The sequence below is a fragment of the Streptomyces sp. NBC_00461 genome (genome assembly GCF_036013935.1).
Taxonomy (GTDB): Bacteria; Actinomycetota; Actinomycetes; order Streptomycetales; family Streptomycetaceae; genus Streptomyces.
Map to the genome: position 1 here is coordinate 2427151 of NZ_CP107902.1, position 23952 is coordinate 2451102.

Below are 23952 nucleotides of genomic sequence, written 5' to 3' on the forward strand. Positions count from 1 at the left end.
CCAAGTGCACGCTCCCGGCGCACCTTGTTGCGCAGTCAACTGGAAGCAGCCCCGCACAGGATGACGGCTCCTGGGCGGTACGGGCCGCCGGTCTTTCGATCCCCGCCCTCGACCGGCGGCCCCGGCGCGTTCCCTGTCCGGAAACTGTTCACAGGACTGCAACACCCGTTCCCACTATGCGGACAATTGTAGTCGTGACCTCGACAAACGGGAGGTCGTACTGCCAATCTCCCGCCATGTACCTCGCCCCTCGCGCACTGCGCCGCGCCGTCGCCGCGGCAACCATCGCCCTGCTTGCCACAGCCGTCGGCTGTGCCCCGCAGCCGGAGGAGAAGGCGGCGGCCGCGCCGTCCGGGTCGGCCGGGAACACCTGCGCCAAGGGCAAGTTGGCCACCCAGACGTCCGGCAAGCTGACGATCGCCACCGACGAGCCCGCGTACGAGCCGTGGTTCAAGGACGACAAGCCCGCCAACGGCAAAGGCTACGAGTCGGCCGTCGCCTACGCCGTGGCACAGCGGCTCGGCTACGGCAAGAGCGCCGTCGTCTGGCAGAGCGTGCCCTTCAACAAGGCCTTCGCGCCCGGTGTGAAGACCTTCGACTTCGACATCAACCAGGTGTCGATCAGTGCCGAGCGCAAGAAGGCCGTCGACTTCTCGTCCGGCTACTACGACGTACGCCAGGCCGTGATCGCCCTCAAGAGCTCGAAGGCCGCGAAGGCGTCCAGCATCGCCGATCTGAAGGGCCTCAAACTGGGCGCCCAGGTCGGCACCACCAGCCTCGACTACATCACCGACGTGGTGAAGCCGAAGCAGGAGGCCGCGGTCTACGCCAAGAACGACCAGGCCAAGTCCGCGCTGAAGAACGGCCAGGTGGACGCCATCGTCGTCGACCTGCCGACCGCCTTCTACATCACCGCTGCCGAAGTGACGGACGCGAAGATCGTCGGGCAGTTCGAGAACCAGGGCGGTACGCCGGAGCAGTTCGGGCTCGTGCTCGACAAGGGCAGCGCGCTCACCTCGTGCGTCACGAGCGCCGTGGACGCCCTGCGCAAGGACGGCACGCTCGCGAAGATCGAGAAGCAGTGGCTCTCCGACGCCGTCGACGCCCCGGTCCTCAAGTGACGGTCGCGAAGGAGGAGTCCGGCCGCGACAGCGCGGACGACACGGGTGACATGCCCGGCGGGGGCGACGACTACGTCCCGTCGCAGCGGCGGATCGAGCGCGAGGCCTTCAAACGCGCGCGTGCCCGCCGCGCGACGGCTCTCGCGGCGCTCTCGACCCTCGTCACGGGCATCGTCCTCTACCTGATCGTCGTCAACGCGCCCGGCTGGCCGCGCACCAAGGAGACGTTCTTCGACTGGCAGTACGCGCGCGAGGCGTTCCCCAAAGTCCTCGAAGGGCTGTGGCTGAACGTCCGGCTGCTGCTGATCTGCGGCGTGGCGGTGCTGGTCCTCGGCATGATGATCGCCATCGCGCGCACGCTGCGCGGGCCCGTGTTCTTCCCTCTCAGGTTCCTGGCTGCCGCGTACACCGACTTCTTCCGCGGGCTGCCGCTGATCATCAACCTGATGATCGTGGTCCTCGGCGTTCCGGCGCTGCGCCTGCAGGGTGTGACCGTCGACCCGGTGCTTCTCGGCGGTACGGCGCTCACGCTCACGTACTCGGCGTATGTGGCCGAGGTGTTCCGCGCCGGCATCGAGTCCGTGCACCCCTCGCAGCGCGCGGCGGCCCGCTCGCTCGGCCTCAGCAACCGGCAGGCGCTGCGACACGTCGTCCTCCCGCAGGCCGTGCGCCGCCAGGTGCCGCCCCTGCTCAACGACCTGGTGTCGCTGCAGAAGGACACCGGTCTCGTGTCGATCGGCGGTGCCATCGACGCCGTACGGGCCGCGGACATCATCGTGGGGCGCAGCCTCAACTACACGCCGTACATCGTCGCGGGCCTGGTCTTCGTGGCGCTGACCATCCCGATGACCCGCTTCACGGACTGGGTGACGGCCCGGATGGACCGCCGGCGGGCCCAGGGAGGATCGATATGAGCGACGCGCCCGTGCTGCGCATGGAGTCCGTGCGCAAGGCCTTCGGCGACTCGGTCGTCCTGCGGGACGTCGACCTGGAGGTCGCGCCGCACACGGTGACCGCGCTGATCGGCGCCTCGGGGTCCGGGAAGTCGACGCTGCTGCGGTGCGCCAACCTCCTGGAGGAGATCGACGACGGCGCGATCTGGCTGGACGGCGAGGAGATCACCGATCCGCGCGTCGACCAGGACGCGGTACGCCGTCGTATCGGCGTCGTCTTCCAGGCGTACAACCTCTTTCCGCACATGACCGTCCTGGACAACATCACCCTCGCCCCGCGGCGCGTGCACGGCGCCTCCCGCGCGGAGGCCGAGGAGCGCGCCCGGGAGCTTCTGGAGCGGCTCGGCCTTGCCGGGAAGGCGGGCGAGTTCCCGGACCGGCTGAGCGGCGGTCAGCAGCAGCGTGTGGCGATCGTGCGTGCTCTCGCGGTACGGCCCCGGCTGCTGCTGTTCGACGAGATCACCGCGGCCCTCGACCCGGAGCTCGTCGGTGAGGTCCTCGCCGTCGTACGTGACCTCAAGGACGACGGCATGACCATGGTGCTGGCGACGCACGAGATGGGCTTCGCCCGGGACGTCGCCGACCAGGTTTGTTTTCTGGACGGAGGCGTGGTCCTGGAGCGCGGAACCGCCGCGCAGATCTTCGGCGATCCGCAGCAGGAGCGCACACAGCGGTTCCTGCGGCGGATCGTGGAAGCGGGGCGGCTGTAAGGGGCGCGCGCCTGGACGTCGGGGCTTACGCGTCGGCCTGAGCCGCCCCCGCCAGCGCCGCGACGCGTTCCACGCCGAACACGTAGCCCTGCACACCGCACCCGGCGATGACGCCGTCGGCACGGAGCGAGACGTACGAATGGTGCCGGAACGACTCGCGCTGGTGGATGTTGGAGATGTGCACCTCCAACACGGGCAGCCCGTCACAGGTGTTGAGAGCGTCCAGAATCGCGACCGAGGTGTGGGAGTAGGCACCGGGATTGATGACGATCCCGCAGTGGTTGAGCCGCGCCTCGTGGATCCAGTCGACCAACTCGCCCTCGTGGTTGGACTGACGGAAGTCCACCGTGCCGCCGTGCGCGGCCGCCGCCTTGGCGCACAGGGCCTCGACGTCGGCGAGGGTGTCCTTGCCGTAGATCTCGGGCTGGCGCTGGCCGAGCAGGTTCAGGTTGGGCCCGTTGAGAATCATGATCGGGGCGTTGGCCAGGGTGCGGGGCACGGTTCCTCCGGTCCGGTCGGGGTGGGGCGATCCGGCGAAGGACCGCTGCTCGGACCGGTCTATCACGCTGTATCAACGGTGGACCGGCCCGTATCCTCCCGGCGCATCACCCTCACGTACTGACGCTGCCCACACGCACCCGCGCGCCCCCGTAACCCGCGATCACCGTGGGTAGTTGACGCGGCATGCACGACGTACGCACCGTAACGAAACCCTCCATGCGGCGGCTCGCGGCCGCCTCGCTCGCCGGGACGGCCATCGAGTTCTACGACTTCTTCGTCTACGGGACCGCCGCGGCGCTGTTCCTGGGGCCGCTGTTCTTCCCGGCGTTCTCGCCGGTGGCGGGGACGCTCGCCGCCTTTGCCACGTTCGGTGTGGGATTCGTGGCGAGGCCACTGGGTTCGGTGCTCTTCGGGCACATCGGGGACCGGCGCGGACGCCGGCCGGTCCTCGTCGGCTCGCTGCTGCTGACCGGCGCCTCCACGGTCGCGGTCGGCTGCGTGCCGACGTACGAGTCGATCGGTGTGGCCGCGCCGTTGCTGCTGCTCGTGCTGCGTTTTCTGCAGGGGCTGGGGCTCGGTGGGGAGTGGGGCGGGGCCGTGCTGCTCACCGCTGAGCACGCGCCCGCCGAACGGCGCGCACTGTGGTCGAGCTTCCCGCAGGTCGGACCCGCCCTCGGGTTTCTGCTCGCCAACGGTGTGGTGTTGGCGCTGTCGGCGACACTGCCCGAGGCGCAGTTCGCCCAGTGGGGATGGCGTGTGCCGTTCTGGGCGGCGGGGGTGCTGGCCGCGGTGGGGCTGTGGCTGCGGTCCTCGCTCGCCGAGAGTCCCAGCTTCCTGGATATCGACGACCACGCGCGCGTGCCGCTCGTGGAGGTCGTGCGCGAGCACTGGCGGCTCGTCCTGCTGACGGCCGGGGCGCTCTCGGTCGGCTACGCGATCTTCTACTCCGTGACGACCTGGTCCCTCGCGTACGGGACGGAGCGACTCGGAGTGAGCCGTACCGTCATGCTGACCTGCATCATGGCCGCGGTGGTGGTGAAGGGCGCGCTCACGCCGGTCGCCGCCCTGCTCGGAGACCGCTACGGACGGCGTCCCATGTGCCTGGCCGGCTGCGCCGCTGCCGTCCTGTGGATGTTTCCCACGGTCGCGCTCCTCGCGACGGGTGAGCCGCTCCTGATGTTCACGGGCTTCCTGGGTGCGCTGATCGCGTTCATCACGATGTTCGGAGTCATCGCCGCGTATCTGCCCGAGTTGTACGAGCCACGGGTGCGCTGCACGGGAGCGGCGGTCGGCTACAACCTCGGCGGGGTGCTCGGGGGTGCGCTCACGCCGATCGCGGCGACGGCGCTCGCCGAGCACGGGGGCCGGGTGCCGTGGGGCGTGGGCGCGTATCTGACGGCGATCGCGCTGCTGAGCCTGGGCTGTTTCGCGCTGCTGCCCGAGACGCGACCGGTACCGGTGGCCGTCGCGAAGCCGGTCATGGATTGATCGCCAGCTCCAAGTAGGCGGCGAACAGCACCAGATGGACGCCTCCCTGCAGCGGCGTGGCCCGGCCCGGCACCACGGTCAGGGAGCTGACCACCACGGTCAGCGCGAGCAGCACCATGTACGTGGAGCCGAGGCCGAGGACGAGCGGGCCGGAGAGCCAGACGGACGCCAGGGCCACCGCTGGGACGGTCAGGCCGATGCTGGCCATGGCGGAGCCGAGGGCGAGGTTCAGGCTGGTCTGCACCCGGTCCCGGCGGGCGGAGCGCAGGGCGGCGATGGTCTCGGGCAGCAGGACCAGCAGGGCGATGATCACGCCCACGACGGCCTGGTGCAGTCCGGCGTCCTCCACCCCGGACTCGATGGTCGGCGACACTCCCTTGGCCAGCCCGACCACGCCGATCAGTGCCAGGCCGAGCAGCCCGAGACTGGTCCAGGCGGTGCGGGCGGACGGCGCGTCGGCGTGGTCGTCCGCCGTGATCACCTCGCCCTGACGGGTGATGGGCAGGAAGTAGTCGCGGTGCCGCACGGTCTGGGTCGCGACGAACAGGCCGTAGAGGATCAGCGAGGAGATCGCGGCGAAGGTGAGCTGTACGCCCGAGAACTCCGGGCCCGGCTTGCTCGTGGTGAACGTCGGCAGCACCAGGCTGAGCGTGGCCAGGGTGGCGACGGTCGCGACGGCGGCGCCGGTGCCCTCGGGGTTGAAGACCGCCAGGCCGTGCCGGAGTGAGGCGACGAGGAGGCAGATGCCGACGATGCCGTTGCAGGTGATCATCACGGCTGCGAAGACGGTGTCCCGGGCCAGGGTCGAGCTCTTGTCGCCGCCGTCCACCATGAGGGTGACGATCAGGGCGACCTCGATGACCGTGACCGCGATGGCGAGCACGAGGGAGCCGAAGGGTTCGCCGACCCGGTGGGCGACCACCTCGGCATGATGGACGGCCGCCAGCACCGCGCCCGCGAGGACGAGTGTCACGAGGGCGACGACCGCGCCGGGCAGGTCACGCCCCCAGGTGAAGGCCAGCAGGACGACCGCGAGAGCCGGCACGACGGACGTCCACTGTGTCGTGAGCGACCTCAGCCGAGCGATCATGGAGTGATCGTCGCAGAGGCGTACAGGCCCCGCACTCCGGCGGTGCGGGGCCCGTGGGCATCGCTAGAACTCGGTCATGCCCACCACGTCGCAGTCCGTGAAGGACGGCGGCCTGGTACACAATGCGGCCATCTGTTCGGCAATCTTCGTCGTCTCGGGGTCGTTGCTGTTGCGCATGGCCTCCTCGTACGAGTTGAACTCGATCACGACGAGATAGCGGCCCGGGTTGTTGCGGTCGTGCAGGACGAGGCGGTGCGTCGGGCCGCCACTGCGGCCGGCGAACTTCTTCTCCATCTCCTCGGACAGGGTCCGCATCTCCTCGATGCGGTCGGTCTCGAAGTCGACGATCTGCACGAACTTCATCGGTGCGTCCACGGTGCCTCCACCCGGCCATGGCTCTCCCGGGGCGGGAGCGCCAAGCACCCAACGAAGCACCGGGAGCGGTGGTCGGCAATTCGCCGCGCACCGCTCCCGGAGGTGGTTGTCCCTACGTCGGTCGTGGTCAGGCCTGGATGCTGTCCTTCGGAGCGCCTTCGCTCTCCGCCTGCGCCGCCTCGGCCGCCGCCTGCTTCTTGGACGCCCTGAGGCTGGTGATCGTGGTGATCGCCAGGACGAGCACGATGAAGCCGAGTGAGAACGGGATGCCGATCTCGGGGACGTGGACCCCCGACTCGTGCAGCGCGTGCAGTACCAGCTTCACGCCGATGAAGCCCAGGATGATCGACAGGCCGTAACTGAGGTGGACCAGCTTCCTCAGCAGTCCGCCGATGAGGAAGTACAGCTGCCTGAGGCCCATCAGCGCGAACGCGTTCGCCGTGAACACGATGTAGGGGTCCTGGGTCAGACCGAAGATCGCGGGGATCGAGTCGAGCGCGAACAGGACGTCGGTGGTGCCGATCGCGAGCATCACGACCAGCATCGGCGTCATGACCCGCTTGCCGTTCTGGGCGATCCACAGCTTGGTGCCGTGGTAGCGGTCGGCGACGCCGAAGCGGCGCTCGACGGCCTTCAGCAGCTTGTTCTCCTCGAACTCCTCGTCCTCCTCGTCGGCCCTGGCCTCCTGGATGAGCTTCCAGGCCGTCCAGATCAGGAAGGCGCCGAAGAGGTAGAAGACCCAGGCGAAGCTGGCGAGGATCGCCGCTCCGGCGGCGATGAAGATCGCCCGCAGTACCAGGGCTATGAGGACACCGACGAGCAGGACCCGCTGCTGGTACTGGGACGGCACGGCGAACTTCGCCATGATCAGCACGAACACGAAGAGGTTGTCGACGCTCAGCGACTTCTCGGTGATGAAGCCCGCGAAGAACTCACCACCCGCCTGGCCGCCTCCGAAGACGAGCAGGCCGAGCCCGAAGAGCCCGGCGAGGGCGATCCAGACGACCGTCCAGATCCCGGCTTCCTTGATCGAGACGTCGTGCGGCTTGCGGCCGATGAAGAAGTCGACCGCGATGAGGGCGGCAAGGCCCACGATGGTCAGGACCCACAGGGTCGGGGAAACATTCACTGCGCCTCCGGCAGTACGTAACGGCAAATGTCAGCGTCGTCGCTACCGGAGGTCTCTTCCACCCAGGCACGGGCCCTGGGCCGACGCCCCGGGATCTGGTTGATCCGTACTGACGGGTGCGCCGCAGCAGACAGGGAGTACTCCCCTCCGTGAGGAAAACAGTACCCCAATCACCAAGGAAAGGTAAAGCGATTGGTAAAAGAAAGGCCAAAACAGCTGGTCAGAGAGCTTCACATGTACTTGGTGCGGCCCTGCGCGATCTGACTGAGCACCTGCTGGAGCACCTGACTGCCGGGCGGCACGAGCGCCGGCTCGTACGTCCAGGCATGGCCGACCCACGGGTCGGCGAGGTGGTCGTCGGGCAGCGGTGTGAGTCGCATCAGCGAACGCCACAGGGGGTCGAGCAAAGGCCCGTATCCGGCGGCCTCCTCGCGGTCCGCGACCATCATCAGGTGGACGCCGACGGCCGGGCCCTCGTCCGCGAGATAGCGTAGCTGGGTCACGGCACGGTCGTCGAAGCCGTGCGGGAAGTCGTTGACGATCAGGAGCTGTTCGGCGGTGTCGAAGCCGGGCGGCAGCGAGTCTGCCGCACCACCGCGCACCGCCATCTGCACCAGGTCGACGCGCTGGGTGAGCCGGGTCAGGACGTCCGACACCCCTGCCGCACCCGGGGCAGGTGGTGAGGCGAGCAGGCCGGTCCGCACCAGCGGCGCGAGCGCCTGAGCCCCGGAGCCGGCCGGGTCGATGACGTGCACGGCGAACTCGCCCGCCGGGTAGACCGCGAGCAGCCGGACCGCCAGCGCCACCGCCGTGTCCATCGCGAGGCGTCCAGGTGCGTGGGCGTCCGCGTACGACTCGTCGAGTGATCCGGTGCGTCCACTGTCGATCCACAGACCGCGTTCGAGCGGCAGGCGGACCAGCATGGGGATGCGCAGCAGCTCGCTCTCGGGCAGGTACAGGTCGCCCAGGCGCAGGGCCATGGGGATCTCCATCGGCACCCGGTAGGCGTGCCAGACGGGGTTGTCCCAGCGTGCGTACGCGGGCGGCAGCGCGGGCTCGACGACATCGGACTCGGCGGCCAGCTGGGCGAGGTCCCGGTCCAGGGCCTGGCGGGCCTGGTCGACGAGTTGCGCGTGCTTGACCCGGGCCGCCTCGCGGGCGGCGTCACCCTGTCCACCGATCCTGCTGCGCGGGTCGGACAGGGCCTGGTCGAGCTCCTTCTCCATGCGTGAGTCGGCGAAGTCGACGGCGCTGCGGTACGCGGCCGCGGTCCGGGCCAGGTCCTCGAACATGCCCCACACCTGGTTGTACAGCCGTTCGTCCATCGACCAGCCGGTGGCGTCGCCCGCGACGGGCTGCGCGGGCTGCCCGGGCGGGGCCTGAGGCGCGGTCGGCGGGGGCGGAGGCGGTGCGGCGTTCTGCCGCCCGGGGTGGCTGTAGTCGACCGGGCTGCCGACGTGGGGAACGGACGGCTGGGTGGCCGCGGAAGGGTTCGCGGGATACCCCGACTGCGTGCCCTGTGGACCGTACGGCGACGTGGGCTGCGGGATCGCGTGACCAGGGGTGGCCTGGGGCGCGGGCCCGCCCTGGTCGGGGCCGAGCGCCGGTGCGGCGGCCTGGCGGGTACGGTCGCCGTCCGCCGTGCGCTGCGGAGGTGCGGGCACCGAGCGGGCCAGGCCTTGAGCCACCGCCTCGTTGATCGTGCCCGCGAGCTGGTGGGCCTCGGACAGGCCCTGGTCGGCGAAGAGTTCGGCGAGGCCGCCTGCGTAGCCCTGGCCGACGGCGCGCACCTTCCAGGCGCCCTGCCGTCGGTAGAGTTCCAGGGCGACGACGGCCGACTCGGCGTCCAGGCCGGTGATGGTGTAACTGGCGACCTCGGTGCCGTCGAGGCCGGTGACCGCGACGAACGGGGCCGCCACGGCGCCGAAGCGGACCGGTCCCCCGCCTCCGGTGGGCAGGGCGAGCAGCACATTGACGCGGTGCACGGCCTCCGGCATGGCGCCCAGGTCCACCGCGAGACGGTGGTCGGCGGCGGCCTGCTTGGAGACCTCCAGCCCCGGGAGAGTGGGGGCACCCGGATGCGCCACCCATTCCACGCCGCGGGCCCTGCCGTGCTCGTCGCTGAGCGTGGCCGAGGCCACGACCGGTGCACCGGCCGAGACCCGGATCTCCAGACGGGCCTGGGAGAGCGAGTGGTTCTGCCCCCGCACCAGCTCGGCCGTCATCGCCCTCGTCCCCCTGTGTCGCTGGTCCGTCGTGTCGTGTGCCGCCAGGGCCTGCACTCCGACAGGCCCCGGCGGGATTGCCCTACAGGTGCGGCAGGATCGACGGCATCAGATCCTGGAAGGTGCGGCCGTTGGCCGGGGTGCCGAGCGCGGTCATCGTCCAGCCCGGGCCCGAGCGGTGCACCTTCGCCATGATCTGGGCCGTGTAGGCGCCACCGCCCGCCAGCGTGTAGCGGGCCAGCTCCTGGCCGTTGGTCTCGTCGACCAGACGGCAGAACGCGTTCTGCACTTCCTGGAAGGTCTGGCCCGTGAAGGAGTTCACGGTGAAGACGATCTGGTCGATGTGGACCGGGATGCGCGCCAGGTCGACGAGGATCGCCTCGTCGTCGCCGCCCTGGCCGACACCGCCCACGAGGTTGTCACCGGTGTGGCGCACGGAGCCGTCGTCGCTCACCAGGTGGCGGAAGAAGACGACGTCGACCGGCTGCTTGTCCGCGAACAGGACCGCGGAGGCGTCCAGGTCGATCTCCCGCGTGCGCGAGCCGAACAGGCCGCGCCGGGGAGCCGCCTGCCAGCCGAGACCCATGCGCACCGCGGTCAGGCTGCCTCCGTCGTTCTTCTGCAGACTGATGGCCTGACCCTTGGTCATGTTGACGGTCACGCGCTGATTCCCCTCTCGAACTGTCCCCTGTTGCCGCGGAGTCCGCGGTTGACCAGAACCCTACGCAGGGCCCCTGACCGTGCCGTACCCCGGCTCGTACTTTGTGTCGGTCTTGCAACACACAGCGCGTATGCCGAGGCCCGGCGGTCGCCCGCGGAGGTCAGGCCAGGCCCGCCTCCCTCATCTGACGCAGTTCCTTCTTCATCTCGGAGACCTCGTCGCGCAGCCGGGCCGCGATCTCGAACTGGAGGTCGGCGGCCGCGGCCCGCATACGCGCCGTCATCTCCTCGATCTGCTCGGCGAGTTCGGCCGCGGGCCGGTCGGTCGGGACCGTCTCCTTGGCCTTGCCCTTGGCGGACTTGGCACCGCCGGCCGCCTTGCCGCCGAGGGCGGGCACGGGTGCCTTGGCGCCCTTGCCCTCCTTGAGCTTGCGGTAGCCGGAGCCGAGCAGCTGTTCGGTGTCGACGTCCTCGCGGGCGATCTGCGCGACGATGTCGTTGATCTTCTTGCGGAGAGGCTGAGGGTCGATGCCGTTCGCCGTGTTGTACGCGACCTGCTTCTCCCGGCGGCGGTTGGTCTCGTCGATGGCCTTCTCCATCGCCGGGGTGATCTTGTCGGCGTACATGTGGACTTGGCCGGAGACGTTGCGCGCCGCGCGGCCGATGGTCTGGATCAGGGACGTGCCGGAGCGCAGGAAGCCCTCCTTGTCGGCGTCGAGGATGGCCACCAAGGACACCTCGGGCAGGTCGAGGCCCTCTCGCAGGAGGTTGATGCCGACCAGGACGTCGAACTCGCCGGAGCGCAGTTCGCGCAGCAGCTCGACGCGGCGCAGGGTGTCGACGTCGCTGTGCAGATAGCGGACCTGGATGCCGAGCTCCAGGAAGTAGTCCGTGAGGTCCTCGGCCATCTTCTTGGTGAGGGTGGTGACCAGGACGCGCTCGTCCTTCTCGGTACGCGTCCGGATCTCGTGCACCAGGTCGTCGATCTGCCCCTCGGTGGGCTTGACCACGACCTCCGGGTCGATCAGGCCGGTGGGGCGGATGATCTGCTCGACGGCGCCGTCGCCGCGTGAGAGTTCGTACTTGCCCGGGGTCGCCGACAGATAGACCGTCTGCCCGATGCGCTCCTGGAACTCCTCCCACTTCAGGGGACGGTTGTCGAGGGCCGAGGGCAGGCGGAAGCCGTGGTCGACGAGGGTGCGCTTGCGGGAGGCGTCGCCCTCGTACATGGCGCCGATCTGCGGCACGGTGTTGTGTGACTCGTCGATGACGAGCAGGAAGTCGTCCGGGAAGTAGTCCAGGAGTGTGTTGGGCGGGGAGCCGGGCGAGCGGCCGTCGAAGTGCATCGAGTAGTTCTCGACGCCCGAGCAGGAGCCGATCTGGCGGAGCATCTCGAGGTCGTACGTCGTGCGCATCCGCAGGCGCTGGGCCTCCAGGAGCTTGCCCTGCTTCTCCAGCTCGGCCAGGCGCTCGCCGAGCTCCTTCTCGATGTCGTTGGCGGCCCGCTCCAGGCGCTCGGGGCCCGCTACGTAGTGGGTGGCCGGGAAGATGTACAGCTGCTGGTCGTCGCTGATGATCTCGCCGGTCAGCGGGTGGAGCGTGGAGAGTGCCTCGACCTCGTCGCCGAACATCTCGATGCGGACGGCGAGTTCCTCGTAAACCGGGAAGATCTCGATGGTGTCGCCGCGGACGCGGAAGGTGCCGCGCGTGAACGCCGTGTCGTTGCGCGTGTACTGGATGTCGACGAAACGGCGCAGCAGCTGGTCCCGGTCGATCTCGTCGCCGACCCTGAGGGGGACCATGCGGTCCACGTACTCCTGCGGGGTACCGAGGCCGTAGATGCAGGAGACCGAGGCGACCACGATGACGTCACGGCGGGTGAGCAGCGAGTTGGTCGCGGAGTGGCGCAGGCGCTCGACCTCCTCGTTGATCGAGGAGTCCTTCTCGATGTAGGTGTCCGACTGGGGGACGTAGGCCTCGGGCTGGTAGTAGTCGTAGTACGAGACGAAGTACTCGACTGCGTTGTTCGGCAGGAGTTCTCTGAACTCGTTCGCCAGCTGGGCGGCCAGGGTCTTGTTCGGCGCCATCACGAGCGTGGGGCGCTGGAGCTTCTCGATCATCCACGCGGTGGTGGCGGACTTGCCGGTGCCGGTCGCGCCCAGCAGGACGACGTCCTTCTCGCCTGCCTCGATGCGTTTGGCCAGCTCGGCGATGGCCGTCGGCTGGTCGCCGCTGGGCTGGTAGGGGCTGACGACCTCGAAGGGCGCCACCGTGCGTTCGATGTTGGAAACGGGCCGCATGGAAACCACCGTACGACCCGGCACTGACAACGCGGACCGATCAGCGGTTCTGCGGGGTGCGGGAGCCGCTCCGGCCGGGCTGCCGGACCGGGCGGAGCGGGGGGCGGTGGGCCGGGTGGTGGACCGCCGGATGGGCCGGGACGCCCGGCTTGTGCTCGACGGGGGTCCAGTCGGGTTTCCCCATGACCATCAGCGGGTCGAACATCACGACCACCCCCGCGAGCAGGAGGAAGGCGAGCGGGCCGACGAGCATGGGCCACAGCAGCGCGGCGGGCGATGCGCCGGCGGCGGGTGCCCCCGTGCCGTGGAGGTGGACGCTGAGGGCCGCCATGCCCGTGTAGTGCATGCCGCTGACGGCGAGGCCCATGACGAGGCTCGCGCCCACGCTCCACAGGAAGCCCCTGACCTGCCCGGCCGCCCACAGAGCGGCGGTCGCGGCCACCATCGCTATGACGACGGAGACGGCGACGGTCACCGTGTTGTACTCCAGCTGTCCGTTCAGGCGCATTCCGGCCATGCCCAAATAGTGCATCGAGGCGATACCCAGGCCGGTGATCGTGCCTCCGGTGAACAGGGCCGTACCTTTCGCGCCCTTGTAGCCGACGATGAATATGCCGATTCCCACCATGACGATGGCGACTCCGAGACTGGCGAACGTCATCGCTCTGTCGTAGTGGATGGGCGCCTGTTTGACCTTGAACCCCATCATCGCGACGAAGTGCATGGTCCATATGCCGGAAGCGATGGCCGCCGAACCGAGGGCCAGCCAGCCGGGCCGCCAGGAGTGCGAGACGACCATGGATCTGGTGGTGCAGCGCAGGCCCAGAGCGCCGCCGAGGGAGGCCATGAGAAAGGCCACCAGCGGTGTGACGAGTCCGTAGCTGAATCCGTCGACCGTGCCTTGCATGCGCGGCTGCCCTTCCCGCCTTCGTACGTCCTGTAATCCCCTGAAATACGCCCCTCCCGGGACCGCCCGGGCGGTCAGGGGTGAGGCAGAGAGTATGACTCCCACCGGAATGGTCGAACGATTTTCCGGCAAAGAAACACGTCGTTGCCTCAGTTGTGCGGCAACAGTGAGCGCACTTGGGCATCTGCATTCAATGTGTGGCCATCTTGCACCCCTCCGTCGTTGACGCTCTGCTGTCACAGTTGATCTGACCGTGATCGACCGACGCGAGGAGTACGCATGCACGCGCGCGCAGTCGCCGCCATCACCGCCGCGCTCCTGGGGACCGCTGCCCTTCTGCTGCCCGGCTCCGCCGCCCGGGCGGGCGACGTCGGAGTGCGGCCCCTGGTCATCGGCCACCGAGGGGCAGCCGCCTACGCGCCCGAGAACACACTGGCCTCCATCGACAAGGCGGCCGAGCTGGGCATCACCTGGGTCGAGAACGATGTCCAGCGCACCAAGGACGGCCAGCTCGTCGTCATCCACGACGACAGCCTGCAGCGCACCACGGACGTCGAGCAGGTGTTCCCCGACCGGGCGCCCTGGAAGGTGAAGGACTTCACCGCTGCCGAGATCGCACGCCTCGACGCGGGCAGCTGGTTCGGCCCCGGGTTCGGGTGCGCGCACGTGCCGACGCTGACGCAGTACATGCGCCGCGTCGAGCACAACCACCAGAAGCTGCTGCTGGAGATCAAGAACCCCGACCTGTACCCGGGCATCGAGGGGCAGACCCTGAAGGTCCTCGGCAACGAGGGCTGGCTCGACCGGCAGCACCTCGCCGACCGGCTGATCGTGCAGAGCTTCAGCGCGGACAGCCTGCGGATCGTCCATGACCTCAAACCCGCCGTCAGGACGGGCTTCCTCGGCACACCGCGCGTCTCGGAACTGCCCGGGTACGCGAGCTTCACCGACGGGATCAACCCGTCCTACGGCTCGATCTCGCGGGGTTACGTCGCCGCCGTGCACGCCGTGACGGGACCGCACGGCCGGCCGCTCGCCGTCTTCGCCTGGACCGTCGACGACGCGGACACCGCCCGCCGGGTCGCCCGGTACGGCGTGGACGGCCTCATCACCGACAAGCCGGATGTGGTCAGGGCCGCCCTGCAGGCCCCCTGAGCCCCGCTCGCCGGGCGTTGTCAGTGGCGGGTCGTACGGTGGGCGCATGGACAGCGATGGGCAGTACGAACAGCAGGTCGTGTGGGCGGTGGTCGGCACCGGGATCGGCCCGCTGCTGCTGGCCGCGACCCGCGAAGGCCTGGTCAACGTCGTGTTCCACGCCACCGGGGCGGCACGCGACAAGGCGCTCGACCGGCTGGCGTCGCGGCTGGGCTGCCAGCCCGTCGAGGCACCCGGCTCGCCGCTGCTGACCGAGGCGATACGCCAGGTCGAGGCGTACTTCGCGGGCGATCGGCGCGACTTCAAGCTGGCGCTGGACTGGTCGCTGATCTCGGGCTTCAACCGGCAGGTACTGCGCGAACTGGCCTCGGGTGTCCCGTACGGCGCGGTGGTGGGCTATGGCGACCTCGCAGGGCGGGTGGGCCAGCCGGGCGCGGCCCAGGCGGTCGGGGTGGCGATGGGGTCCAATCCGCTGCCGGTCGTCGTGCCCTGTCACCGGGTGGTGGAGAGCGACGGGGGCATCGGCGGGTTCGGGGGCGGGCTGGAGACGAAGCGCAAGCTGCTCGCTCTGGAGGGGGTACTGCCCGAGCCGCTGTTCTGACGCTCTGACGTTCTGAGGGGCGCGCGAAGGGTGGTCGGGAAGCGGGGCCGGTAGCAGACTCCGCCATGCGCACAGCCACTGGCATCCGAGGGCTCGGAGCCGAAGGGACGGCGATCACGCATGAGCGGAAACAGGGCAGTCGCGTATCTCAAGCCGGGCGCGGTGGAAGTGAGGACCATCGACTACCCGACGCTTGAACTCCAGGACGGGCCGGGGTCGCATCCGAGAACGTCGGCCGAAAGTGCCGGCACGGTGTGATCCTCAAGGTGCTCGCCGCAAGTACGTGCTCGATCCGCACGGGGCGCTGACCGGCGTACGGCCGGTCTGAGGCGCTGAGGCAGGGGGTGCCCAGGCACGCGTGGGCACCCCCTGTGCCCTGTCGGCCGTAGTTCCCTGTGCCCTGCCGCTCGTGGTCCCCCGTGCCCTGTCAGTCGTAGTGCCGGGCCTCGAAGACGTTTCCGTCCGGGTCGCGGAAGTAGAAGCTGCGCCTGGCCTTCCCGCGGGCGCCGTAGGAGTCGTACGAGAACTCCGAGACGGGGACGGAGCGTTCCGCCAGGCGGCTGTGCAGGGCGTCGAAGTCGTCACCGGGCAGGGCCAGGCAGACGTGGTTGACCGGGTGGCCCGCGCTTTCGGGGGCGCCGGGGAGCATCGTCATGTGCTCCGCCATGGTGTGGGGCATGAGGTCGATGATGGTCTCGTCGTTGAGCCGTACCGAGGGGAACGGCGCCTTCCCTGCGGAGAACTCGCTGGTCCTGAGGGGGCGCAGCCCGACGGCCTTCTCGTAGAAGCCGGCCGCGGCGACCGGGTCGTGTACCCACAGGACGACATGATCGAGACGTGTCGTGTTGTCCGTCATGTTCTTCAGGCTGGTGCCGTCTCCCACAGGCCGCAAGGTCCTGACCGGAGCTGCCGCTCGCCGGAGACGAGGGGACGGGGGACGGGGGGACGGGAGGTGGACGGGGTCGCGGGTTACGCCTTGCGTCCCCATGCCGAGATCATCGGGGCCGTGGCCAGGTCCATTGCACCGGATGCGATGTTCGCCAGGTGGCGGTCGACGTCCTCGTTCGTGGCGATCTTCGCGCTGACGAGGCGGTCGCGGATCTGGCGGATCGTGGCCGATTCGAGGGCGGCGCAGGCCGGCGAGGTGAGGGGGAAGTACGCGTCGGCCTCCACCTGGCGCAGGCCTGCCTCGCGGAGCAGGCGCGGGAGGCGGCGGCCGTAGGCGAGGTCGGCGCCCCGGTCGGCGAGCAGGTGACGGAAGCCGTGCCGCAGGCGGTTGGCGAGCTCCTGCTCGGGGCCGTGCTCGTCGGGGCAGACCAGGGGCTGCAGGGCGGGGTCGGCGTCCTCGATCAGAAGCCGGCCGCCGGGGCGCAAGGCCTTGACCATCGAACGCAACGCCCGTTCGCGGTCCGGCACATGGACGAGGACGAGCCGGGCGTGCACCAGGTCGAAGCCCTCGCCGGGCGGCTCCTCGGCACCGACATCGTGGACCCGTACGTCCACCGGCGGACGGGCGACGGAGGCGAGCAGGGACGTGTCGATGTCCGTGGCGACGACCTTTCCGGTCGCACCGACCTTCTCGGCAAGCCAGGACACCACGGAGGTGCCACCCGCACCCACCTCCCAGCACCGCCAGCCGGAACCGACGCCCAACCCTTCGAGGTGCCGAAAGGTCGTCGGGTCGAAGAGGGTGGCGAAGGCGTCGAAGCGCTCTCCCGCCTCGTTCTGCTGGTTGTCGAGGAGGTACCCGTCGGATCGCGTCATGGCGCGATCATCCCAGCCGCTCGCCCGGCTCGGCGGAGGCCGTCGAGGTCTCGGCGGAAGCCGTCGACGCCTCGGCGCACGGCGCACGGCGTACGGCGTGACGGCCGACCCGGTCGTCGGGGAACCCTTCGTCCACAGTCGGGAACCAAGCGGAATGCCCTGCTCCCACAGGCTCACCCGCCGCTTACACAGACCTGGCACACTGGCGCGCCAAGGCACAAGCAGGCGGTTCATCGCGCAGGTGAACCGCGCACCACGCATCGAGCCGGAGATCCACGCAAGGAGATCCAGATGTCCATGGCAGGGAATCTGCGGAAGGTCACGCACCTCGGCAGGGTCGGCGGCCTCCGCACGGTGGCACGGTTGGCCAGGCGGCGCCCCCGCGTCGACCTGAGTCACCCGGCCAGATCCCCGCTGGGCTCCTCGGTGGTGAACTGCGTGACCTACCGGGACGGCGTGCGGGTCCCCGGCGGGAGCGATCTGGTGGACGCCGTGGAGCGCGTGCGCAAGAAGGGGGACGGGTTCGTGTGGCTCGGGCTGCACGAGCCGACGGACCAGGAGTTCGCCGGCATCGCCGAGCTCTTCGACCTGCATCCGCTGGCGGTCGAGGACGCGGTCGAGGCACATCAGCGTCCGAAGCTGGAGCGCTACGGCGAGACGCTGTTCGCGGTGTTCAAGACGGTTTGCTACGTCGAGCACGAGGAGCTGACGGCGACGAGCGAGGTGGTGAACACCGGCGAGATCATGCTGTTCGTCGGTGAGGACTTCGTGATCACCGTCCGGCACGGGATGCACGGCTCGCTGGGCCCGCTGCGCGAGGAGCTGGAGTCCAACCCCCACCAGCTCGCGAAGGGGCCGGCGGCGGTGCTGCACGCCGTCGCGGACCACGTGGTCGACGACTATCTGCACGTCACCGACTCCATCCAGGCGGACATCGACCAGGTGGAGATGGACGTGTTCGCGGAGGGCGGCGCGCGGGCCGACCCGGGCCGGATCTACCAGCTCAAGCGTGAGCTGCTGGAGCTGAAGCGCGCCGTCGTCCCCCTGGGCCGCCCGGTCGAGGACCTCGCCACCCGGCCGGTACGGGTGGTCGACCCGGAGATACAGACCTACTTCAGGGACGTCCTCGATCACCTCATGCGGGCGAAAGAGCAGATCGCCTCTTTCGACGAACTGCTCAACTCGATCCTGCAGGCTCATCTCGCGCAGGTCACGGTCGCCCAGAACGAGGACATGCGGAAGATCACGGCCTGGGCCGCGGTGATCGCCGTACCGACGATGGTGTGTGGTGTGTACGGCATGAACTTCGATCACATGCCGGAGCTGCACTGGAGGTTCGGCTACCCCCTGGTCATAGGCGTGATGTCGTTGGCGTGTCTGGTGCTGTACCGCGGCTTCAGGCGCAGCGGCTGGCTGTGACGCGCCGCGTCCGACGGGTCAGCGGGTCGTACCCCTCGCGTACACGCTGTGGGCGAAGTCGGCGATCTGGTCCTCCGTCAGGTGCTGGGCCAGGTCGGCCTCGCTGATCATCCCGACCAGCCGCTTGTTCTCGATGACGGGGAGCCGGCGGATCTGGTGGCCCTGCATCTCCCGGAGTACGTCGCCGACGTCGGCGCTCGCGTCGATCCAGCGCGGGGTGCCGTGAGCCATCTCGCCCGCGGTGACCTTGGCCGGGTCGTGGCCCATGGCCACACAGCCGACGACGATGTCGCGGTCGGTGAGGATGCCGCAGAGCCGCTCGTTCTCGTCGCTGATGGGCAGTGCTCCGACGTTCAGCTCGCGCATCAGCTGGGCCGCGCGGTCCAGCGTCTCGTGCGCGGGGATCCACTGGGCGCCACGGTGCATGATGTCTCCGGCGGTGGTCATGGAATACCTCCCGGTGCCGGACGGCCGGCGCGGCGCGGGAACGCTCCGCTAGTCCCGGCGCCCTACATTCTCGCCGCGCGGCCCGCCCCGTGCACCCTGAACCCCGCGGTAACAGGCGGCCCGGGAAGGCGATGTCAGGCCGAGAAGCCGACGATCCTCCGCGGGACGATGCGGATGATCACGCGGACCTCGTCGTCCTTCTCCGCGGGCGGATCGATGCCGAGGTATTTGTGCGAGAGCTCGTGCGGGAGCCGCTTGCCCTCGTCGGGGAGGATCTCGGCGGTGCCGCGGATCTCGACCGACGTGTAGGGGTTGGCGAGGTCGAAGACCGAAAGGCTGATGCGGGGGTCGCGGCGGAGGTTGCGCACCTTCTGGCGCCCGTCGGTGGAGGAGAAGAGCACGGTGTCGCCGTCGCGCTTGATCCAGACCACCGAGTTCTGCGGGGCGCCGTCGGGGCCGAGGGTGGCGACGCTGGCGAAGTTCTTGCCGTCGAGAAGGGCGCGGACGGAGTCGGCGAAGGGGACGGGATCACTCGATGAGGTCGGCATGGGATCACAGTAACTAAATGCACGCGCATATAAAAGTGGTGGGGCGCCACCTAGTGGCCTCTCACCCCCTCCATGCCGGATGCCGTGGATCGTCGGCACGCACCAGGACGTCGGCCGTGTCCGCCGGGGCGGTCTCGTCCGCGTAGCGCTCGAAGGCGGGGAGCGTCCAGTGGTCGGCCTCGGGGGTACGGCGGCGCAGGGCGCCGGGTGAGAGGAGGACATGGACGGTCAGGTCGAAGGGGAACCAGTGACGCAGCAGGAGGGGACCGTGGAGCAACAGGAAGCCGCCGGGCGGGAGTTGGACGTAGGGGCTGCGCGTGGCGCGGTCGGTGGCCGGGTCCCACAGGTCGGGCAGGACGCGTCCGTCACCGCCGGCTTCGAGAGGTCCGAACACCTCGCGCCACAGGGCGCCGGAGTCCAACCAGCCGTCGTAATAGGTGTCGACGTCCTGGCGGCCGTACTCCAGACGGAGCGAGGCGGGCCGCAGGAAGCCCTCGGCGCCGACGGCCAGCGAGGGCCGGCCGCGTATGCGCAGGGCCTCGGCGACGCGCTCGGCGAGGTCCCCGGGACGGGCCGCCGGGGCTCCGTCGAAGGCGATGCGGGGCCAGGAGCCGCCGTCGGCCGGCTTGAGGTCGAGCAGACGCTCGGCCAGGAGGTCGCCGAGCCGGTCCCAGGTGATCGCTTCGAGTCGCACACGGCCCATGATGCGTCAGCCGCCCGCCCGGATGCGTCGCGTACCCGCGGGGAGGGAAGGTGTACCGGAGGAGGGTGCGCGGAGCGCGGGCGCGGAGGGCGTGATGGCGCGGTGGTCCCAAGTCCTGTCAGGGGGAATGAATCACCCATGGCACGTCTGGCAACTCCCCCGCCCCGCACCGGACTTCTCGTCTTCCAGCCTCTCCGCAGACGACACTGCAAGGAGTGTCAAGCCGGACCGTTGACGCTGCTCGTGCTCGAAGAGGGAGCGCCGCGGTGTCTCGACTGTGCCGATCTCGGGCATCTGGTGTTCCTGCCGCGCGGCGACACGGCGCTGACGCGTCGGTCGCGGGAGGAGAGCACGCTGTCGGCGGTCGTGGTGCGCTTCAACCGGCGCAAGGCGCGGTACGAGCGGCAGGGCGTCCTGGTCGAGGAGGCGGGGCTCGCCCGGGCCGAGCGGCGGTGCCTGGCGGACGCCGAGGCGCGGCGGCGGCGTCGGGTGCGGGACGCCCGGCGGCGGGCCGCGGAGGACGTGCGGTTCACGAAGGCGTTCGCGGCGGAGATACGGCGGCTGTTTCCCGGGTGCCCGGTGGAGCGGGCCCGGGAGATCGCGGAGCACGCGTCGGTGCGGGGCAGCGGGCGGGTGGGCCGGAGCGCCGCGGGGCGGGCGCTGTCCGAGGGGGCGGTGGTCTCGGCGGTCGTGGCGTCCGTACGGCATGTGGACACGCCGTACGACCAGCTGCTGATGAGCGGGGTGCCGCGGCACGAGGCTCGGCGGCGGATCGGAGCGGGGGTGGAGACGGTGCTGCAGGGGTGGCGGTCGGACAGGGTGGAGGTCGGTTGACGAAAAGGGGACGAGAAGAAGGGGCCGGGCGGCGAGCGCCGGGCCTGCCGTGCACGGTCGGCGGACCAACGGTGCGCGCCTGGACGCTCGCGCATGCGCCCGCGTCGTTCGGCCATGGTCACCGATCGCGTGCGGGATTTCACTGGTGGTGACTGGAGGTGCCGGGCGCGGTCTCGGCTCGATACGGGGAGTTGACCTGAAGTGATCGATGGGCCGTACCTCTGGCTGACGGTGTTGGGGGTGCTCGGGACCGGTCTGGTGGCCGGGGTCTTCTGCGGTTTCTCGACGTTCGTGATGAGGGGGCTCGCCGCGCTGCCGCCGGCGCAGGGCGTCGCCGCGATGAACGCGATCAACGTGAGCGCGGTGATGCCCGCGTTCATGCTCGTGTTCGTGGGGTCGGCGGTGCTGTGCGCGGTGCTCGCCGTGGTGACGTTCGTGTTGTGGCCGGACCAGGGCACGGTGGAGCTGCTGGTGGGCAGCGCGCTGTATCTGTTCGGCTGCTTCGGGGTGACCATGGTCGCGAACGTGCCGCGCAACGACGCCCTGCTCAAGCTGGACCCGGGCACCGCGGAGGCGGCCGCGTACTGGCCGTCGTACGTGCGCGAGTGGACGTTCTGGAACCACGTCCGCATGGTCGCCTCGGCCGGCTCGGCGATGGCGTATGTGCTGGCGCTCATATGAGAGGGCGCTGAGAAGTTCCGGGGGCGTTGAGAAGTTCCGGGCGGGCGTTGGGGGAATGCCGGGAGGGGTGGGGCGGAAAGCGCTGTCCGTCCCCTCTGCGCACAGGGCCGAGGAGTCGTATCGTGGCCGAAAGAATGCCGCCCGATGACGCACGGCTCGTCGTACGCGTAGGCAAGGAAGACGGCCATGGCCGATCCCAAGGGTTTCATGACCACGCCTCGCCGGGAGTGGCCCCGCCGTCCGGTCGAGGAGCGGGTCCGGGACTGGAACGAGGTCTATGTTCCCGGTGCGCTGCTGCCCATCGTCACCAAACAGGCCGACCGCTGCATGGACTGCGGCGTCCCGTTCTGCCACGACGCCTGCCCGCTGGGCAATCTGATCCCCGAGTGGAACGACCTGGTCAGCCGGGACGACTGGCGGGCGGCCGCGGACCGGCTGCATGCCACGAACAACTTCCCGGAGTTCACCGGCCGGCTCTGTCCGGCGCCGTGCGAGGCGGGGTGCGTGCTCGCCATCAACCAGCCCGCAGTCACCATCAAGAACGTCGAGGTCGCCATCGCCGACAGAGCCTGGGAGTTGGGCCTCGCGCCTCCAAGGCCACCGGACCGGCTGTCCGGGCGGACCGTCGCGGTGATCGGGTCGGGGCCCACGGGGCTCGCGGCGGCACAGCAGCTGACCCGGGCCGGGCACACGGTCGCCGTGTACGAGAAGGACGACCGGCTCGGCGGGCTGATGCGGTACGGCATCCCCGAGTTCAAGATGGAGAAGCATCATCTGGACCGGCGGCTGGAGCAGATGCGGGCCGAGGGCACGAAGTTCCGTACGTCGACGGCGGTCGGGCGGGACGTCGGCGCGGCGGAGTTGCGGACGCGCTACGACGCCGTGGTGATCGCGACAGGAGCCACCGCATGGCGCGAACTACCCGTGCCGGGGCGGGAGTTGACTGGGATACAGCAGGCGATGGAGTATCTGCCGCTGTCCAACCGGGTACGCGAGGGGGACCTGGAGAGTTCCCCGATGTGCGCCGCCGGGAAACACGTCGTCATCGTCGGCGGCGGTGACACGGGGGCGGACTGCCTGGGCACCGCGGTGCGTGAAGGGGCCGCGTCCGTCACGCAGTTGGACATCTACACCCAGCCCGGCGCCGAGCGCGACGAGGACATCGAGCCCTGGCCGACGTACCCGAAGATCTACCGGCTGTCGGCCGCCCACGAGGAGGCCCGCGATCTTCGGACGGCGCCGGCGGCGGACGCGGACGCACGCCTGTTCGCGGCGTCCACGCTCCGCTTCGAGGGCGACGCGAACGGGCATGTGACTTCGCTGCACCTCGTCGAGGTCGACGCGCGGCGCCGGCCGGTGGCGGAGAGCGGGCGGACGTTGCCCGCCGACCTCGTCCTGCTCGCGCTCGGTTTTTCCGGACCGGACCGGGCGGACGGGCTCGTCGACGAGTTGGGGCTGGCGATGGAGCCTCGCGGGACGATCACCCGGGACTCCGGGTTCGCGACGAACGTGCCCGGCGTGTTCGCGGCCGGGGACGCCGCGCGCGGGCAGTCACTGATCGTGTGGGCGATCGCGGAGGGCCGGGCGGTGGCGGCGGCCGTCGACCGCCACCTGACGGGCAGTTCACGACTGCCCGCGCCGATAGGGCCGTACGACCGGCCCATGACGGTCTAGCCGATGACGGTCCAGCCGACGGCGGTGTGATCGCCGGCGCGGCGGCGGGCCAGTGGGCGCTGGGGCGCTGCGGCCGAGGGTCAGCGCCGTCCGTCCGTCCCCGCCACCTTGGCCGTCGACAGCGCCACCCGGTTCCACGTGTTGATCGTGAAGATCAGGGCGAGCACGTGAGCCAGTTCCTGCTCGTCGAACTGGGCCGCGGCCTGGGCGTAGACCTCGTCCGGGACGCCGCCGTCGGCCACCAGCGTGACCGCCTCCGTCAGGGCGAGAGCCGCCTGCTCCCGCTCGGTGAAGAAGTGGCGGGCCTCGCGCCACACGGAGATCATGTGCAGCCGTTCCTCGCTCTCACCGGCCTTGCGGGCGTCGCCCGTGTGCATGTGCAGGCAGTACGCGCAGTGGTTGAGGTGCGAGGCACGGATCTGGATCAGTTCCACGAGGGCCGGGTCGAGGCCCTCGCGGGCGGCGGCGTCGAATCCGATGAGGGCGCGGAACACCTTGGGGGCGGACTTCCCGAAGTCCAGGCGGCCCTTTTCGGCCACGGCCGCGGTGACCTGACCGCCAGTCGTGCTGGTCGTGCTCGTCGTGCTCGTCGTGTTCATCGTGCCTGCCGAGACCGTGGTGTTCGTCGTGTTCGTCGTCATGTGCATCAATCTACGAGCTGGAAAGA

The 23952-nt window shown here is 69.8% G+C and carries 25 protein-coding genes; 10 read left to right on the forward strand and 15 right to left on the reverse strand.

The window, feature by feature from the left end; genetic code table 11:
- Nucleotides 1–236: 236 nt before the first annotated feature.
- From OG870_RS11585 to OG870_RS11595, 3 genes are read left to right on the forward strand one after another with little or no spacing between them, the layout of a single operon-like run.
- Entirely contained in the window at nt 237–1121 is an 885-nt protein-coding gene (locus OG870_RS11585; protein WP_266512270.1) for an ABC transporter substrate-binding protein, read from the forward strand.
- Nucleotides 1118–2035, forward strand: coding sequence for an amino acid ABC transporter permease (locus OG870_RS11590; RefSeq protein ID WP_266841120.1), 918 nt, complete (start codon nt 1118–1120; stop codon nt 2033–2035). Before OG870_RS11585 ends, OG870_RS11590 begins: the two co-directional genes overlap by 4 nt.
- Nucleotides 2032–2784: an amino acid ABC transporter ATP-binding protein gene (locus tag OG870_RS11595; RefSeq protein WP_266512275.1), complete on the forward strand. Its 753-nt coding sequence runs from the start codon at nt 2032–2034 to the stop codon at nt 2782–2784. Before OG870_RS11590 ends, OG870_RS11595 begins: the two co-directional genes overlap by 4 nt.
- Nucleotides 2785–2809: 25 nt before the next feature.
- Here OG870_RS11595 and aroQ read toward each other — a convergent pair whose 3' ends face one another.
- The gene (gene aroQ / locus OG870_RS11600; RefSeq protein WP_266585494.1) at nt 2810–3283 is read right to left on the reverse strand and encodes a type II 3-dehydroquinate dehydratase; all 474 of its coding nucleotides are present in this window, start codon (nt 3281–3283) and stop codon (nt 2810–2812) included.
- Nucleotides 3284–3501: 218 nt separating this feature from the next.
- On the opposite strand from aroQ, the gene OG870_RS11605 reads away from it, so the two are divergent.
- Nucleotides 3502–4773, forward strand: coding sequence for an MFS transporter (locus OG870_RS11605; protein WP_266841117.1), 1272 nt, complete (start codon nt 3502–3504; stop codon nt 4771–4773).
- Here the strand turns inward: OG870_RS11605 and OG870_RS11610 are convergent.
- The 7 genes from OG870_RS11610 to OG870_RS11640 all read right to left on the reverse strand — a co-directional run bounded on the left by OG870_RS11610 (nt 4763) and on the right by OG870_RS11640 (nt 13459).
- The gene (locus OG870_RS11610; protein ID WP_327690858.1) at nt 4763–5863 is read right to left on the reverse strand and encodes a calcium:proton antiporter; all 1101 of its coding nucleotides are present in this window, start codon (nt 5861–5863) and stop codon (nt 4763–4765) included. The two genes, OG870_RS11605 and OG870_RS11610, sit on opposite strands and share 11 nt — an antisense overlap.
- Before the next feature lie 63 nt (nt 5864–5926).
- The gene (locus OG870_RS11615; RefSeq protein WP_443063460.1) at nt 5927–6226 is read right to left on the reverse strand and encodes a hypothetical protein; all 300 of its coding nucleotides are present in this window, start codon (nt 6224–6226) and stop codon (nt 5927–5929) included.
- Nucleotides 6227–6365: 139 nt separating this feature from the next.
- Nucleotides 6366–7367 carry a TerC/Alx family metal homeostasis membrane protein gene (locus OG870_RS11620; protein ID WP_266512284.1) on the reverse strand — a complete coding sequence of 334 codons (1002 nt, stop codon included), beginning with the start codon at nt 7365–7367 and terminating at the stop codon, nt 6366–6368.
- 230 nt (nt 7368–7597) lie between these two features.
- Nucleotides 7598–9592 carry a TerD family protein gene (locus OG870_RS11625; protein ID WP_266585486.1) on the reverse strand — a complete coding sequence of 665 codons (1995 nt, stop codon included), beginning with the start codon at nt 9590–9592 and terminating at the stop codon, nt 7598–7600.
- 82 nt (nt 9593–9674) lie between these two features.
- Nucleotides 9675–10253: a TerD family protein gene (locus OG870_RS11630; protein WP_232648053.1), complete on the reverse strand. Its 579-nt coding sequence runs from the start codon at nt 10251–10253 to the stop codon at nt 9675–9677.
- Between the two features lie 160 nt (nt 10254–10413).
- Nucleotides 10414–12552 carry an excinuclease ABC subunit UvrB gene (gene uvrB / locus OG870_RS11635; protein WP_266585484.1) on the reverse strand — a complete coding sequence of 713 codons (2139 nt, stop codon included), beginning with the start codon at nt 12550–12552 and terminating at the stop codon, nt 10414–10416.
- Nucleotides 12553–12592: 40 nt separating this feature from the next.
- Nucleotides 12593–13459 carry an MHYT domain-containing protein gene (locus OG870_RS11640; protein ID WP_266512307.1) on the reverse strand — a complete coding sequence of 289 codons (867 nt, stop codon included), beginning with the start codon at nt 13457–13459 and terminating at the stop codon, nt 12593–12595.
- Nucleotides 13460–13738: 279 nt separating this feature from the next.
- On the opposite strand from OG870_RS11640, the gene OG870_RS11645 reads away from it, so the two are divergent.
- Nucleotides 13739–14614: a glycerophosphodiester phosphodiesterase gene (locus OG870_RS11645; protein ID WP_327690860.1), complete on the forward strand. Its 876-nt coding sequence runs from the start codon at nt 13739–13741 to the stop codon at nt 14612–14614.
- Nucleotides 14615–14660: 46 nt separating this feature from the next.
- Entirely contained in the window at nt 14661–15215 is a 555-nt protein-coding gene (locus OG870_RS11650; protein ID WP_327690861.1) for a methylated-DNA--[protein]-cysteine S-methyltransferase, read from the forward strand.
- A 427-nt stretch (nt 15216–15642) separates the two neighbouring features.
- Here the strand turns inward: OG870_RS11650 and OG870_RS11655 are convergent, their stop codons facing one another.
- The 3 genes from OG870_RS11655 to OG870_RS11665 form a co-directional block, all read right to left on the reverse strand.
- Nucleotides 15643–16071, reverse strand: coding sequence for a VOC family protein (locus OG870_RS11655; protein WP_266512318.1), 429 nt, complete (start codon nt 16069–16071; stop codon nt 15643–15645).
- A 113-nt stretch (nt 16072–16184) separates the two neighbouring features.
- A complete protein-coding gene (locus tag OG870_RS11660; RefSeq protein WP_266512320.1) occupies nt 16185–16979 on the reverse strand; it encodes a methyltransferase domain-containing protein in 795 nt (264 codons plus the stop codon).
- Between the two features lie 7 nt (nt 16980–16986).
- The gene (locus OG870_RS11665) at nt 16987–17115 is read right to left on the reverse strand and encodes a hypothetical protein (RefSeq protein WP_266512322.1); all 129 of its coding nucleotides are present in this window, start codon (nt 17113–17115) and stop codon (nt 16987–16989) included.
- A gap of 155 nt (nt 17116–17270) precedes the next feature.
- On the opposite strand from OG870_RS11665, the gene corA reads away from it, so the two are divergent.
- Entirely contained in the window at nt 17271–18398 is a 1128-nt protein-coding gene (corA, locus tag OG870_RS11670) for a magnesium/cobalt transporter CorA (protein WP_266512325.1), read from the forward strand.
- A gap of 18 nt (nt 18399–18416) precedes the next feature.
- Here corA and OG870_RS11675 read toward each other — a convergent pair whose 3' ends face one another.
- The 3 genes from OG870_RS11675 to OG870_RS11685 form a co-directional block, all read right to left on the reverse strand.
- Complete coding sequence (locus OG870_RS11675) at nt 18417–18845, reverse strand: CBS domain-containing protein (RefSeq protein ID WP_266512328.1); 429 nt, start codon at nt 18843–18845, stop codon at nt 18417–18419.
- A 134-nt stretch (nt 18846–18979) separates the two neighbouring features.
- Nucleotides 18980–19393, reverse strand: coding sequence for a PPOX class F420-dependent oxidoreductase (locus OG870_RS11680; RefSeq protein WP_266512331.1), 414 nt, complete (start codon nt 19391–19393; stop codon nt 18980–18982).
- Nucleotides 19394–19454: 61 nt separating this feature from the next.
- A complete protein-coding gene (locus OG870_RS11685; protein WP_266512334.1) occupies nt 19455–20096 on the reverse strand; it encodes a uridine kinase in 642 nt (213 codons plus the stop codon).
- Between the two features lie 138 nt (nt 20097–20234).
- Here OG870_RS11685 and OG870_RS11690 point away from each other — a divergent pair, with 138 nt between their 5' ends.
- The 3 genes from OG870_RS11690 to OG870_RS11700 all read left to right on the forward strand — a co-directional run bounded on the left by OG870_RS11690 (nt 20235) and on the right by OG870_RS11700 (nt 23285).
- Nucleotides 20235–20930 carry a DUF2293 domain-containing protein gene (locus OG870_RS11690; RefSeq protein WP_266512337.1) on the forward strand — a complete coding sequence of 232 codons (696 nt, stop codon included), beginning with the start codon at nt 20235–20237 and terminating at the stop codon, nt 20928–20930.
- A 201-nt stretch (nt 20931–21131) separates the two neighbouring features.
- Nucleotides 21132–21611: an anthrone oxygenase family protein gene (locus OG870_RS11695; protein ID WP_266512340.1), complete on the forward strand. Its 480-nt coding sequence runs from the start codon at nt 21132–21134 to the stop codon at nt 21609–21611.
- A gap of 186 nt (nt 21612–21797) precedes the next feature.
- A complete protein-coding gene (locus OG870_RS11700; protein ID WP_266512342.1) occupies nt 21798–23285 on the forward strand; it encodes a glutamate synthase subunit beta in 1488 nt (495 codons plus the stop codon).
- Nucleotides 23286–23365: 80 nt separating this feature from the next.
- On the opposite strand, the gene OG870_RS11705 is transcribed toward OG870_RS11700, so the two are convergent.
- Nucleotides 23366–23884 carry a carboxymuconolactone decarboxylase family protein gene (locus OG870_RS11705; protein ID WP_405626742.1) on the reverse strand — a complete coding sequence of 173 codons (519 nt, stop codon included), beginning with the start codon at nt 23882–23884 and terminating at the stop codon, nt 23366–23368.
- Between the last annotated feature and the right edge of the window lie 68 nt (nt 23885–23952).